Annotated in this window: 16 protein-coding genes; 12 read left to right on the top strand and 4 right to left on the bottom strand. The window is 59.5% G+C overall.

Going from position 1 to position 14161, the window contains the following annotated elements; translation table 11 throughout:
* Nucleotides 1-138 precede the first annotated feature (138 nt).
* Nucleotides 139-540, bottom strand: a complete 402-nt coding sequence (locus MO767_RS22795) for a DUF5329 domain-containing protein (RefSeq protein WP_282482347.1) — start codon at nucleotides 538-540, stop codon at nucleotides 139-141.
* Between the two features lie 552 nt (nucleotides 541-1092).
* Here MO767_RS22795 and MO767_RS22800 point away from each other — a divergent pair.
* Together MO767_RS22800 and MO767_RS22805 are read left to right on the top strand one after the other, a co-directional pair.
* Entirely contained in the window at nucleotides 1093-1302 is a 210-nt protein-coding gene (locus MO767_RS22800) for a hypothetical protein (protein ID WP_282482348.1), read from the top strand.
* Nucleotides 1303-1416: 114 nt separating this feature from the next.
* Nucleotides 1417-2130, top strand: a complete 714-nt coding sequence (locus MO767_RS22805) for a metallophosphoesterase (RefSeq protein ID WP_282482349.1) — start codon at nucleotides 1417-1419, stop codon at nucleotides 2128-2130.
* Between the two features lie 100 nt (nucleotides 2131-2230).
* Here MO767_RS22805 and MO767_RS22810 read toward each other — a convergent pair whose 3' ends face one another.
* Nucleotides 2231-2428: a YbdD/YjiX family protein gene (locus MO767_RS22810; RefSeq protein WP_007900300.1), complete on the bottom strand. Its 198-nt coding sequence runs from the start codon at nucleotides 2426-2428 to the stop codon at nucleotides 2231-2233.
* Nucleotides 2429-2442: 14 nt separating this feature from the next.
* The gene (locus MO767_RS22815; RefSeq protein ID WP_282482350.1) at nucleotides 2443-4500 is read right to left on the bottom strand and encodes a carbon starvation CstA family protein; all 2058 of its coding nucleotides are present in this window, start codon (nucleotides 4498-4500) and stop codon (nucleotides 2443-2445) included.
* Nucleotides 4501-4788: 288 nt separating this feature from the next.
* Between MO767_RS22815 and MO767_RS22820 the strand changes: the two genes are divergently transcribed.
* From MO767_RS22820 to MO767_RS22865, 10 genes are all read left to right on the top strand, one after another.
* Complete coding sequence (locus MO767_RS22820) at nucleotides 4789-6156, top strand: cache domain-containing protein (protein WP_282482351.1); 1368 nt, start codon at nucleotides 4789-4791, stop codon at nucleotides 6154-6156.
* A gap of 33 nt (nucleotides 6157-6189) precedes the next feature.
* Nucleotides 6190-6822, top strand: coding sequence for a response regulator transcription factor (locus MO767_RS22825; RefSeq protein ID WP_033057767.1), 633 nt, complete (start codon nucleotides 6190-6192; stop codon nucleotides 6820-6822).
* Between the two features lie 190 nt (nucleotides 6823-7012).
* Entirely contained in the window at nucleotides 7013-7603 is a 591-nt protein-coding gene (locus MO767_RS22830) for an amino acid synthesis family protein (protein ID WP_003182108.1), read from the top strand.
* 43 nt (nucleotides 7604-7646) lie between these two features.
* The gene (locus MO767_RS22835; RefSeq protein ID WP_282482352.1) at nucleotides 7647-8480 is read left to right on the top strand and encodes an alpha/beta fold hydrolase; all 834 of its coding nucleotides are present in this window, start codon (nucleotides 7647-7649) and stop codon (nucleotides 8478-8480) included.
* Entirely contained in the window at nucleotides 8477-9958 is a 1482-nt protein-coding gene (locus tag MO767_RS22840) for an aldehyde dehydrogenase (RefSeq protein ID WP_282482353.1), read from the top strand. Before MO767_RS22835 ends, MO767_RS22840 begins: the two co-directional genes overlap by 4 nt.
* A 12-nt stretch (nucleotides 9959-9970) precedes the next feature.
* A complete protein-coding gene (locus MO767_RS22845) occupies nucleotides 9971-10456 on the top strand; it encodes a flavin reductase family protein (protein WP_282482354.1) in 486 nt (161 codons plus the stop codon).
* Nucleotides 10457-10517: 61 nt separating this feature from the next.
* Nucleotides 10518-11993, top strand: coding sequence for an NAD-dependent succinate-semialdehyde dehydrogenase (locus MO767_RS22850; RefSeq protein WP_282482355.1), 1476 nt, complete (start codon nucleotides 10518-10520; stop codon nucleotides 11991-11993).
* Nucleotides 11990-12391 carry a carboxymuconolactone decarboxylase family protein gene (locus MO767_RS22855; protein WP_282482356.1) on the top strand — a complete coding sequence of 134 codons (402 nt, stop codon included), beginning with the start codon at nucleotides 11990-11992 and terminating at the stop codon, nucleotides 12389-12391. Before MO767_RS22850 ends, MO767_RS22855 begins: the two co-directional genes overlap by 4 nt.
* Before the next feature lie 88 nt (nucleotides 12392-12479).
* Entirely contained in the window at nucleotides 12480-13232 is a 753-nt protein-coding gene (locus MO767_RS22860) for a GntR family transcriptional regulator (protein ID WP_282482357.1), read from the top strand.
* A gap of 2 nt (nucleotides 13233-13234) precedes the next feature.
* Complete coding sequence (locus tag MO767_RS22865; RefSeq protein WP_019690464.1) at nucleotides 13235-13798, top strand: NUDIX hydrolase; 564 nt, start codon at nucleotides 13235-13237, stop codon at nucleotides 13796-13798.
* A gap of 6 nt (nucleotides 13799-13804) precedes the next feature.
* Here MO767_RS22865 and MO767_RS22870 read toward each other — a convergent pair whose 3' ends face one another.
* Nucleotides 13805-14098: a DUF1330 domain-containing protein gene (locus tag MO767_RS22870; protein WP_282482358.1), complete on the bottom strand. Its 294-nt coding sequence runs from the start codon at nucleotides 14096-14098 to the stop codon at nucleotides 13805-13807.
* Between the last annotated feature and the right edge of the window lie 63 nt (nucleotides 14099-14161).

Consider the following 14161-nt stretch of genomic DNA (forward strand, 5'->3'; position numbering starts at 1 on the left):
GCGGAACCCTAAGCCGCCGTGACCGCAGCAACGGATAAGTACACGATCAAAACCCGGTCGGCTCTCAGGCCGCCATCCATTTTCTTAAATGAACAGCATTAGGCAAGTGGGCCGGGCTTTCTCATTTCGGGGGTAGGCTCAATGGAGCTGGCGTTGTTTCTGTAGCTCTGTCTTCAGCCAGGTGCTCGTCGGTTGGACGCCTGTTGAGCAACGCACTTCATAGGCTTTGCCACTCATGCTGCTTTTAGTGGCAGCGAGGTCGATGAAGTCTTCTGCGCTGCTCACCAGATTCTTGCCTTCGAGATAGTTCAGCTTCTTTTCGAGATGTGCCCGAGCCTGGGGTCCTGGGTATTCACTGCCGTTGCGCACGAACTTGCACTCACTGCGCTCCACAAAATCCAGCAAGCCCTTTATCTCCTGATTCGCCTGTGGCGAGGTTTGAGCCTGCGCACCGCCCGCCACTGCAAAAAAGCCGATAGAAGCAGTGATCAGCCATTGGCGAAAAATGGGGCGAGTCACTGCTACTTTCAAAAACCACATGATACTTCCTTGTCCTAAAAGGGATGACGGATGACTGTAGCGCGGCATCGCCCGAGCAACCAGCAGAACGCTGTGCGATGTGGTTCGTTCGAAAGGATCAACTGGTGGAAGAGAAAGGGGATCAATGAGCCCAATGCCTCTGTGCGCGAGCAGTTGGCCAAAGTCGCAGTTACTTATCCCTGTATCGGCATCAGACTCATTGATCGTTGCCCAGCTCAATGTTGGGCGATTTCCATCTAACTGAATGGAGATGCATTGGCGCGTCAATAGCAGCCATGCACTATTTTTTTAACAAAACAACTTCTGCACGTCTAATCACCTTTTTCCCCGGCCTTATAGGTTCGGGAAATATCCCCTTAAAAGCTAACCGCTATGGCGCCACCACCATTCGTCGCATCAAAAACGCTACGCGTTTTTTTTGACTATTCCTGGCTTAAGGTTTGCAGAAGACGCTCGTAGCAGCCCCAGAACGACGTAATTCTGACGCGGCAGCACTTTAATTAACGCTTAGGACGCCAGCGATGCGCTTGGTCAGTCACCGGGAGATGTAACGTGTCAACTCTCAACGAAATCGCAGCGAACCACGCGAGAATGGCCAAGGCTCTTGTCGAAGAGTCGACCGGGCTGAGTGAGCGCCAAACCCAGATAGTGGATAGTTTCGAAGTCGAAGTTCCATCCATGAATGCGCAACACATGCCTCCGCACCTTATCGCCGGAGTGCAGGACAACCACTTCGGGCAAGCGACGGCCTACTCGCTCTGACGATGCTTGATCTGGGCAGCCTGTCGGGCAGTCGACGCGCTAACGGTCGAGTTCCACTTTCTGGCCTAAACTCAACTGACTAGCCCGTTGGGGAGCTGCCGGAGTGGCATTCCCATGCTCGAAACTTTAGAGATGTCGCGTGTTAAGCGCTTCGCCGCAAACGTTGCCGGCCGAGATTTCGCGGTCGGTGACATTCATGGCCATTTCACTCGGTTGCAGGACGCTCTGGATGCAGCCGGATTCAACCGCCTGGTAGACCGCCTGTTCAGTGTTGGCGATCTGATTGACCGTGGGCCCGAGTGCCATGATGCGCTCGATTGGCTGGACAAGGCATGGTTCCACCCGGTGCGAGGCAACCATGACGACTACGTGGTGTGCTTCGATAGCTGTGACTTCGACAGCTGGATCGACAACGGCGGCTCATGGTTCGTGGGCCTGTCGCTGTCCGAGAAGCAAGCATTCGCCGCGCAGTTCGCCAGGCTCCCTATCGCGATCGAAGTCGAAACAGCCTACGGCCTGATCGGCATCGTGCACGCCGATTGTCCATTTCCATCATGGCAGCAACTGCGAAAGGAACTGGAGTCGCCGGAAAGTAACAGGCGTCTGCAGGAGCTGCAGCACTACTGCATGTGGTCAAGAAGGCGGATCGATCAGCAGGAAACGCATGGCGTTGAAGGCCTGCGCGCACTGGTCGTAGGGCATACGCCGCTTTACATGCCCGTCAGCCTGGGCAATGTGATTCACATCGATACGGGTGGCTGGCGGCCGGACCGTGGTTATTTCACCCTGCTGGATCTCGAAACGCTCGAAACCATCCCAGCAAGCTGACTCAACACGGCTCGGCCAACGCCATTCACTCAAAAAAAAACCCGGCCTCATCAGCCGGGTTCTTTATTAGCTACTTAGGTGGCATCACTGCCACCGACCATCAACAGCACTTCGGCCCGGCCTTGCTTCCGTAACGAGCTTCCTGGCGTTCCCGAAAGAACACCTCGTAACTCATCACCGGTTTGTCCGGGTGCTTGGTTTGCATGTGCTCGACGTAGGTGTCGTAGTCGGGCATCCCGACCATCAGGCGCGCAGCCTGACCGAGGTATTTACCGAGGCGACTCAGGTCATTGAACATGCTGCAATCCTCGATTACGCATCCGGCAGCGCCTGGAACGGTGCTTCTTTATCCGTACGTTCTTTGCTGCCCCAAGCGGCGATACCGACCTTGAGTGCAAAGAACAGGATGCTGAAGACCACCAGCAAGAACAGCGCCGTCAGCGTTGCGTTGGTGTAGGCGTTGTAGATCACGTGCTGCATCTGGTCGATGCTCTTGGCCGGCGCGAGGATCTGACCGTTGGCCAGGGCATCGCCGTACTTCTTGGCCAAGGCCAGGAAACCGATCGCCGGGTTGGCATCGAACAGCTTGATGAAGCCTGCGGTGGTGGTGCAGATCAGCAGCCAAACGGCGGGCAGCATGGTGACCCAGACGTAGCGCTGGCGTTTCATTTTGATCAGCACAACGGTCGCCAACATCAGCGCGATACCGGCCAGCATCTGGTTGGAGATACCGAACAGCGGCCACAAGGTGTTGATGCCACCCAGCGGATCGATCACGCCCTGGTACAACAGATACCCCCACATCGCCACACAACCGGCGGTCGCAATCAGGTTGGCGGTCCAGGACTCAGTGCGCTTGAGGGATGGCACGAAGGAGCCGAGCAAATCCTGCAACATGAAACGTCCGGCACGGGTACCGGCGTCGACGGCGGTCAGGATAAACAACGCTTCGAACAGGATCGCGAAGTGGTACCAGAACGCCATGGTGTTTTCACCCGGCAGAAGGTGGTGCAGGATCTGCGCGATACCGACTGCCAGGGTCGGCGCACCGCCGGCACGGGCCAGGATGGTGGTTTCACCGATGTCCTTGGCCACCGCTTGCAGCGCTTCCGGGGTAATCGCAAAGCCCCAGCTGCTGACGGTCTGAGCCACCGAAACAGCATCGGAGCCGACAAGCGCCGCCGGGCTGTTCATGGCGAAGTACACGCCCGGTTCGATCACCGACGCAGCCACCATCGCCATGATGGCGACGAAGGATTCCATCAGCATGCCGCCGTAACCGATGTAACGGGCATGGCCTTCGCTGGCCAACAACTTCGGCGTAGTGCCGGAAGCAATCAGCGCGTGGAAACCGGAGACTGCGCCACAGGCGATGGTGATGAACAGGAACGGGAACAGACCGCCCTTCCATACCGGCCCGGTACCGTCGACGAACTGGGTCAGCGCCGGCATTTTCAGCTCGGGCATGGTGATCAGAATGCCGATCGCCAAGGCCAAGATGGTGCCGATTTTGAGGAAGGTCGACAGGTAATCCCGCGGCGCCAGAATCAGCCACACCGGCAATACCGCGGCGACGAAACCGTAGCCGATCAGCATCCAGGTGATCTGGATCCCGGTGAAGGTAAAGGCCTTGGCCCAGACCGGATCAGCGGCAATCTGCCCGCCCAGCCAGATCGAACCGAGCAGCAGCAACACGCCGACAACGGAGATTTCACCGATGCGGCCCGGACGGATGTAGCGCATGTAAATGCCCATGAACATCGCGATCGGGATGGTCGCCATCACCGTGAAAATCCCCCACGGGCTTTCGGCCAGGGCCTTGACCACGATCAGAGCCAGCACCGCGAGGATGATGATCATGATCAGGAAGCAGCCAAACAGCGCGATGGTGCCGGGAATGCGGCCCATTTCCTCACGAACCATGTCGCCCAGGGAACGACCGTTGCGGCGGGTGGACATGAACAGGACCATGAAGTCCTGAACGGCACCCGCCAGCACCACGCCGGCAATCAGCCACAGCGTACCGGGCAGGTAACCCATCTGCGCCGCCAGGACCGGACCGACCAGCGGCCCCGCGCCAGCAATGGCAGCGAAGTGGTGACCGAAGAGGACGTGTTTGTTGGTCGGCACGTAGTCCAGACCGTCATTGTTAACGACAGCGGGCGTGGCACGATTGGGGTCGAGTTGCATCACTTTGGTAGCGATGAACAGGCTGTAGTAGCGGTATGCGACGAGATAGATAGCAACTGCTGCGACTACGATCCAGAGGGCATTGATCGCTTCGCCGCGGCGCAGGGCCACGACACTTAGCGCAAACGCTCCCAGGACAGCCACGGCAAACCAGGCGAGGTGTTTAGCCAGACGGGGCATAGCGTGTCTCCTGCCGACAGCCAGTGGACTGCGGCGGTAATTTTTATAATTGTGTCCGCTGTGCGGAGCTGGCCCAATATCCCCGCATGCCGTCTACAAATAAATCCGCGTTACTACGTACGCGGCGTCTACGTAGTTCTACGTAGATGACGCTGATCTTCTTGCGGGAGCGGCGATCCGACAAGCCAGCTCCCGCAGGTCATTCCGTCCAGCACCGCTACTGAACGCGCGTATCTTTGGCATATGATGCCGGGCCTTCGCCTTCCCTCGGTCCGGACAGGAGCAGAGATGCAGCTCAAACACAAAATCGTCGCGCTCGGGATTCTGCCGCTGGTGTTGGCCATCGCCGTCATCTGCGCGCTGGTAATTTCCATGAACCGGCAACTGGGTGAACAACAGGCACAACTGATCGAAGACAGCATTCTGGCCAGCAAGCGCGCAGAACTTAAGAACTACGTCGAAATGGCGCAAAGCCTGATCGAACCGCTGTACGACGACGGCCACGGTGACGAACACGCACAGCAACAAGTGCTGGAAGAACTGCGCAAGCTCAGCTTTGGCATCAATGGCTACTTCTTCGTCTACGACCATGAAGGTCGCAGCCTGATGCACGCGCGCCAGTCCGAACTGGTGGGCAAATACCTGTGGGACATGAAGGACCCTCACGGTTTGCCCGTGATCCAGGCGTTGCTCAAAAGTGCACAATCGGGCGAAGGCTTTCAGCGCTACGCCTGGAACAAACCCTCTTCCGGCCAGGTGACCGACAAGCTCGCCTATGTGGTGATGCTGGATCGTTGGGGCTGGATGCTCGGCACCGGAATCTACCTTGAAGACGTTGAGCGCGCGACCCAGCAGGCGCGTGACGAAGTGGCCCAGGGCATTCGTAAAACCATGCTGGCGATTGCCGCGGTGGCCCTCGTGGCAGTGCTGTTTGTCTTCGCCAGCGGCATGACGCTGAACGTCAGCGAGCATCGTCTGGCCGACAAAAAACTTCAGCGCCTGACTCAGCGTATCGTCAGCTTGCAAGAGGAAGAGCGCTCACGGGTTTCCCGTGAACTGCACGACGGCATCAGCCAGCTACTGGTCTCCATCAAGTTTCAGTTCGAGCTGGCCAGCCATCTGCTCGAGAATGGGCAAGCACACGACAAGGGTTTGAATACGCTGAGAGACGCCACGGAACGCCTGGGGGAAGCGATTGGCGAGGTTCGCAGCCTCTCCCACGACCTGCGTTCCTCGCTGCTCGACACCCTGGGCCTGCCGGCGGCGATCGATCAACTCGCCGCAGAATTCGAGCAACGCAGCGGCCTGGTGGTGACTTTTAACGACAACGAATTCGACTGTCACTTGGTCGATGGGGCTGCGGTCTCGCTGTTTCGCATCGTGCAAGAAGGCCTGACTAATATTGAACGACACGCCCAGGCTAAAAACGTCTCCATTACCCTGCATGGGTCCGAAGATTCCGTACGGTTGACGGTGGTCGATGACGGTATCGGTTTCAACGTCGCTCATGTCGAACGTCGTCATGCGGGCATTGGTCTGCGTAATATCCGTGAGCGTGTCGAGCATTTTGGTGGACGATTCGACCTGATATCGATGCCGGGAAGAAGCGAGCTGGACGTTTGGCTGCCAATGAAAATGCCTGGCACAACACGCTGACTGGCCCCACAACAACAAGAGTGAATACTCGCGATGAACCTGCCCTACCCGATCCGCGTCGCCCTGGTCGACGATCACGCCCTGGTCCGCGACGGGATCAAAGCACTGCTGGCGGTCATGGCCCCCCTGGAAGTGGTGGGCGAAGCCGAGAGTGGCGCGGATGCCATTGAAATGGTCGGGCGCTGCCAGCCAGACCTGTTGCTGGTCGACATCAGCCTGCGGGACATGAACGGGCTCGAGCTGACCCGGGTATTGCGCAGCCAGTACCCGTCGCTCAAGGTGCTGGTGCTCAGCATGTACGACAATAATGAATACGTGAGTGAGTCTGTTCGCGCGGGCGCCAGCGGCTATGTATTGAAGAACTCACCGTCGCGGGAAATCATTGCGGCGATCGAAGCCATCGCCAGCGGCGGCACGTTCTACAGCGCCGAGATCGCCCAGCGGCTCATCGCCGATAAAAATACCGACAACGAGCTGACACCGCGTGAGAGCCAAGTGTTGTACAAGATGGCTCAAGGGCTGAACAACAAGGAGATGGCCCGCGAACTGGACATCAGCGTTCGCACGGTAGAAACCCATCGCTTGAGCATCCGGCGCAAACTCAACATCGACAAACCGGCGGCCCTGGTCAAATACGCAATCGATCACGGGATCATCTCGCGGTAGCAGGCATTAATACTCAATGGAAACCCCGGCCTCATCAGCCGGGTTTTTTTTGGTCTTTTTATTGGCAACAGCCATTCCCTTCTCCCTTTTCACCACCGTCCGACCAGAAACCCGTTTCAGGGACTTGCGCTGCCGGTATTATGGTATACCATCAGACGCACAGACACTCTCACCCTATACGGAGCAGCTCATGAGTTTCGAAATCCGCAAGATCGTCAGCTATGTCGAAGAAACCTTTATCGAAGGCGGCAAAGCCACCGATAAGCCAGTGACCATGGTCGGTCTGGCCGTCGTGATGAAAAACCCTTGGCTGGGTCGCGGCTTTGTCGAAGACCTGAAACCGGAAATTCGTGCCAACTGCTCCGACCTCGGTGCGCTGATGGTCGAGCGCCTGGTCGGCATCATCGGCGGTGCCGAGAAGATCGAGGCTTACGGCAAGGCCGCTGTCGTAGGCGCCGACGGTGAAATCGAACATGCCTCCGCCGTCATCCACACCCTGCGCTTTGGCAACCATTACCGCGAAGCGGTGAAAGCCAAGAGCTACTTGAGCTTCACCAACAAGCGCGGCGGCCCGGGCACTTCGATCCAGATTCCGATGATGCACAAGGACGACGAAGGTCTGCGTTCGCACTACATCACCCTGGAAATGCAAATCGAAGATGCACCGCGTGCCGACGAAATCGTGGTGGTTCTGGGCTGCGCCGATGGCGGCCGCCTGCACCCACGCATCGGCAACCGATACATCGATCTGGAAGAGCTGGCCGCTGAAAACGCCCAGTAATCAAGGTCGGTAAGAACAACAAAAAGGCATGCAGGAGCGCTCCATGATTCGGCTCACCGCTGAACTCACCCCGGCTGGCACCAGTTACCTGGCGACCGGCCAAGGCCAGCCCGTGGTTTTGATCCACGGCGTGGGCCTGAACAAAGAAATGTGGGGCGGCCAGGTCGTTGGCCTGGCCACGAAGTACCGCGTGATTGCCTACGACATGCTTGGCCACGGCGCCAGCCCGCGCCCGGAAAGCGGCACCCCGCTGCTCGGCTATGCCGACCAGTTGCTGGAGCTGCTCGATCACCTGCAATTGCCCCAAGCGACGGTGATCGGCTTTTCCATGGGCGGGCTGGTCGCGCGGGCATTTGCCCTGCATTACCCGCAACGCCTGCAAGGCCTGGTGGTGCTCAACAGCGTGTTCAATCGCAGCCCCGAACAGCGTGCCGGCGTTATCGCCCGCACCGCTCAAGCGGCCGAGCACGGACCGGATGCCAACGCCGAAGCCGCCCTGTCGCGCTGGTTCAGCCGCGAATATCAGGCGGCCAACCCGGCGCAGATCGCGGCCTTGCGCCAAACCCTGGCAGACAATGACCCGCAGGGTTACCTGACCACCTATGAACTGTTCGCGACCCAGGACATGTACCGCGCTGACGATCTGGCCAGCATTCAGGTACCGACACTGATCGCCACCGGTGAACTGGACCCGGGTTCGACACCGGAAATGGCCGAGCAATTGGCCGCACGCATTCCCGGCGCGACAGTTGCCGTGCTCGCCGAGCAGCGGCATATGATGCCCGTAGAATCACCGCGTCTGGTCAACCAGCTGCTGCTGGAGTTTCTCGATACGACGCACTCCCGACAAAACCAAATAAAGGGGATCGTTGCATGACACTCGCACGCTTCCAGATGTGCATCGGCGGTGAATGGGTCAATGCCCTGTCCGGCAAGACCTTTGAAAGCCTGAACCCGGCCCTGGCCCAAGCCTGGGCTGAACTGCCCGATGCCGACGAAGCCGACGTCGAACGCGCTGTACAAGCGGCGCAGACGGCGTTCGACAGCCCGGCCTGGCGCTGCCTGACCGCCACCGCCCGCGGTAAACTGCTGCGGCGCCTGGGCGATTTGATCGCTGAAAACAAGGAACACCTGGCGCAGCTGGAAAGCCGTGACAACGGCAAGCTGATCCGCGAAACCCGTGGCCAGGTCAGCTACTTGCCGGAGTTCTTCCACTACACCGCGGGCCTGGCCGACAAACTCGAAGGCGGCACCCTGCCCCTCGACAAGCCGGACCTGTTTGCCTACACCGTGCACGAAGCCATGGGCGTGGTCGCGGCGATCATTCCGTGGAACAGCCCTCTTTATCTGACCGCGATCAAACTCGCCCCGGCTCTGGCGGCGGGCAACACCATCGTGATCAAACCGTCGGAACACGCTTCGGCAACCATTCTCGAACTGGCGCGTCTGGCGCTGGAAGCCGGCATCCCGCCCGGCGTGGTCAACGTCGTCACCGGCTACGGCCCAAGCACCGGCGCGGCCCTGACCCGCCACCCGCTGATCCGCAAAATCGCCTTCACCGGCGGCGCGGCGACGGCACGGCATGTGGTGCGCAGCAGCGCCGAGAACTTCGCCAAGCTCTCGCTGGAACTGGGCGGCAAATCGCCGAATATTATCTTCGCCGACGCCGACCTCGACAGCGCGATCAACGGCGCGATTGCCGGGATCTACGCGGCCTCCGGTCAGAGTTGCGTCTCCGGCTCGCGATTGTTGGTGCAGGACGAAATCTACGACGAGTTCGTCGATCGTTTGGTCGAGCGCGCCAAACGCATCCGCATCGGTAACCCGCAGGAAGACAGCAGCGAAATGGGCCCGATGGCCACCGCGCAGCAACTGGCCGTGGTCGAAGGCCTGGTCGCCGATGCCATCGCCGAAGGTGCGCGCCTGCGCCTGGGCGGCAAGCGTCCGCAGAATCTGGGCGATGGCTGGTTCTACGAGCCGACCCTGTTCGAATGCGACCGCAACTCGATGAAGATCATGCAGGAAGAAGTCTTCGGTCCGGTGGCCTCGGTTATCCGTTTCAAAGATGAAGCCGAAGCTTTGGCGATTGCCAACGACTCGCAGTTCGGCCTCGCCGCCGGCATCTGGACCCGCGATCTGGGCCGGGCTCATCGCCTGGCCCGGGACGTGCGCTCCGGGATCATCTGGGTCAACACCTACCGCGCCGTGTCGGCCATGGCGCCAATCGGCGGCTTCAAGAACAGCGGCTATGGACGCGAGAGCGGCATCGATTCGGTGCTGGCCTACACCGAGCTGAAAACGGTGTGGATCAACCTTTCCCAGGCGCCAATGCCTGATCCGTTTGTGATGCGCTAGGAGATTGACGAAATGATCGAACCCGGCATTTACAAAGACGTCATGAGCTCGTTCCCCTCCGGGGTCACGGTGGTCACCACCCTGGACCGGGACGGCGGCATCGTCGGCATTACCGCCAGCGCCTTCAGCGCGCTGTCGATTGATCCGGCACTGGTTCTGTTTTGCCCCAACTATGCCTCTGACACGTACCCGATCCTGCGCGACAGCAAGCAGTTTGCGATTCACTTGCTGTCCGCCGACCAGACCGCCGAAGCCTATGCGTTTGCCGGTAAAGGCAAGGACAAGGCCAATGGCATCGACTGGCACTTGAGCGCGCGGGGCAATCCGCTGCTGGGCAACGCCACGGCGATCATCGAGTGCGAACTGTGGCGCGAATACGACGGCGGTGACCACGCGATCATTGTCGGCGCGGTGAAGAACCTGATTCTGCCCGAGCAAGCGGTGACGCCGATGATCTATCACAAAGGCAAGCTGGGCCCGCTGCCCACCCTTGCCTGACGCGTTTCTTCAGGGTCGCACACGTGATTTTCGCGGCCTTTTTTAATTCCCAGGAGCCGGCATGAACCCAGCAGCCTCGCAACTTTTCCGTCAGCAGGCCTATATCGACGGCCAATGGCTGGATGCCCCGGACGGCGCCTGTCAGGACATCTTCAACCCAGCCACCGGCGAGCTGATCGGACGGGTGCCGAACCTTGGCGCCGAGCACGCCCGTCAGGCCATCGCCGCCGCCAACAAGGCCTGGCCGGCCTGGCGTGCACTGACCGCCAAAGAACGCAGCCAGACGCTGAAACGCTGGCACGCGCTGATGATTGAAAACGCCGATGCGCTGGCAGAAATCCTAACCCTGGAACAAGGCAAACCACTGGCCGAAGCCAAGGGCGAAATCCTCTACGCCGCGAGCTTTATCGAGTGGTTTGCCGAAGAAGCCAAGCGCATCTACGGCGACACCATTCCCAGCCACAAAGGCGATGCGCGCATCGTGGTCAGCAAAGAGCCGATCGGCGTCGTCGCGGCCATTACCCCGTGGAATTTCCCGGCGGCGATGATCACCCGCAAAGCCGGTCCGGCGCTGGCGGCCGGTTGCCCGTGCATTGTTAAACCGGCACCGGAAACGCCGTTCTCGGCATTGGCCATGGCCGTGCTGGCTGAACAGGCCGGCATTGCGCCGGGCATTTTCAACGTGATCACCGGCGACGCCGTGGCCATCGGTGGAGAGCTGACGGCCAGCCCGCTGGTGCGCAAACTGTCGTTCACCGGTTCCACCGCCATCGGCAAACTGCTGATGGCCCAGTGCGCGCCGACGCTGAAAAAAGTCTCGCTGGAACTGGGGGGCAATGCGCCCTTCATCGTGTTCGACGATGCCAACCTGGAGCGTGCCGTTGAGGGTGCGCTGATTGCCAAATTCCGTAACGCCGGGCAGACCTGCGTGTGCGTCAATCGCTTCCTGGTGCAGGCAGGTATTCACGATGCCTTTGTCGCGCGGCTGGCCCAGCGCGTGGCGCAACTGAACGTGGGAAGTGGCTTTGAGGAGGGGATCAATCAAGGCCCGCTGATCAACGAACGCGCCGTGGCCAAAGTTGAAGACCACGTTCAGGACGCGCTCGCTCAGGGTGCCCAACTACTCTGCGGCGGTGAACGTCATGCCCTCGGTCACGGATTCTTCCAGCCGACAGTGCTGGCCGGCGTGACCTCTTCGATGAAAGTCGCCCAAGACGAAACCTTTGGTCCACTGGCAGCCGTGTTCCGCTTCGAGACTGAAGCCGAGGCGATCCACATGGCCAACGACACCGAATTCGGTCTTGCCGCCTATTGCTACACCCGTGATCTCGGTCGCGCCTGGCGCATGAGTGAAGCACTGGAGTACGGCATGGTCGGGATTAACGAAGGGCTGATTTCCACTGAAGTCGCGCCCTTTGGCGGGATCAAATCCTCGGGCCTGGGCCGTGAAGGATCCAAGTACGGCATCGAGGACTATCTGGAACTCAAATACACCCTGATGGGCGGGTTGGAAGACTTCGGGAGCACACCGCGATGAGCAACGAGAAATATGAACAGGGGCTGAAAATCCGCACCCAGGTGCTGGGCGAAGCCTACGTGAAACGCTCCATCGAGAACGCCGACGACTTCACTCGGCCGCTGCAGGAAATGGTCACCGAGTACTGCTGGGGCCATGTCTGGGGCCGTGAAGGTTTGTCGCTTAAAGAGCGCAGCATGATAAACTTGGCCATGATTTCGGCCCTCAATCGGCCTCACGAACTCAAGCTGCATGTACGCGGCGCCTTGCGTAACGGACTGACTCGTGAACAAATACGCGAAATTCTGCTTCAGGTCGGTATTTATTGCGGTGTCCCCGCTGCCGTAGACAGTTTCCGGCTCGCCCGTGAAGCCTTCGCCGAAGCCGAAGCCGATGCCGATGCCGAGGCCTCCAGTTAACCCTTGGCTGTTTGACCTGACCGAGCACAGAGATTCTTGCGATCGAAGTGCTCTTTTTGCATGGACAGCCACATTCAGAGCGGACCCCATGAAACGCCTGCCACTCGACGACAGCTTCAAGGTCAATCGCAACCCCGTTACCCTGCGCGAAATCGTGCTGGATAAACTGCGAAGCGCCATCATGAACTTCCAGCTCATGCCGGGAGACCGCTTGGTCGAACGCGATTTGTGTGATCGCCTGGGCGTCAGCCGCACGTCCGTACGCGAGGCCTTGCGTCACCTGGAATCCGAAGGCCTGGTGGAATTCGCCGACGCCAAAGGGCCCAGTGTCGCCATCATTACCCTGGCCAATGCCGTCGATATCTACGAACTGCGTTGCGTGCTCGAGGGTTTGATCGTCCAACTGTTTACCTTGCGTGCCAAGGCCAAGGACATCAAGGCCCTGGAAAAAGCCTTGGAGGAAAACCGCAAGGCCCTCAAGGAAGGTGAACTGCAACAGGTCATCGACTCGGTTCAGGGTTTCTACGACGTCCTGCTCGAAGGCTCCGGCAACCATGTGGCGGCCACTCAGCTGCGCCAGCTACAGGCACGAATCAGCTACTTGCGGGCGACATCGGTGTCCCAGGAAAACCGTCGTGGCGCCAGCAATCAGGAAATGGAACGCATGGTCGAGGCCATCAAGAGCGGCGATCCGCTGGCCGCCCATCAGGCGTGTGTCGACCACGTCCGCGCCGCCGCAGCCGTCGCTCTGGATTACCTCAAGCGCAAACAGGAAGAGACCGGGAAAATCCCCGAAATCACCCTGCCGATCGCGCTTAAAGAACCGCGCATAGGTCGCTAAAGATGTTCAGCCCGAGCTTTTGCCCAAAGTGCGGCGGCAATGACCTCAGGTCTCAGCTGCCGCCGGGCGATACGCACGAGCGCCTGATGTGCCGCGGTTGCGGCTACATCCACTACGTCAATCCGAAAATCATTGCCGGCTGCATCATCGAGCAGGACGGCAAGTATTTGCTGTGTCAGCGCGCCATCCCGCCGCGCCCTGGTACCTGGACGCTGCCGGCAGGCTTCATGGAAGGTGGCGAGACCACCGAACAAGCAGCGCTGCGCGAAGTCTGGGAAGAGAGCGGCGTGCGCGCGGAAATTCTCTCGCCCTACTCGATCTTCAGCGTGCCGAAAATCAGCGAGGTGTACATCATCTTCCGCGCCATTGCGTTGGAGATCACCGGCCAGTACGGGCCGGAAACCCTCGACTACAAATTCTTCGCGCCCGAGGACATCCCTTGGGACAGCATCTACTACCCGGCGATCCGGCAGATCCTCGAACGCTATATCGAGGAACGCCAAGCCGGGGTGTATGGCATCTATATTGGTAACGACGATACCGGCAAGATCCACTTCATCCGCTGACAGCCCTTAGGGCGCCACGCCCTCGACAATGATTATCTCGGCCCGGGCCACGGCCTCGCGGTGCCGTTTCGCCTCTTGATACTGCTCTGAGTGGTAGCAGGCCAGCGCCTGTTCGTACGAGTCGAATTCAATCACCACGTTACGTTGCGGCGTGGGCCCGCCTTCCAGTGCTTCGCTGCGCCCGCCCCGGGCCAACATCCGACCGCCATACAACGCAAAGGCCGCTGGCGCCCGCTGGGTGTATTGGCTGTATTGATCGGGGTCGGTGACATCTACATGAGCAATCCAGTACGCCTTCATAGTGACCTCTCGGTTTATTTTGTATTATGGTATACCACAAAATATTTCCATCAAACACTGAGA

This window comes from Pseudomonas sp. UYIF39 (assembly GCF_029963765.1).
In the GTDB taxonomy this organism is placed as follows: Bacteria; Pseudomonadota; Gammaproteobacteria; order Pseudomonadales; family Pseudomonadaceae; genus Aquipseudomonas.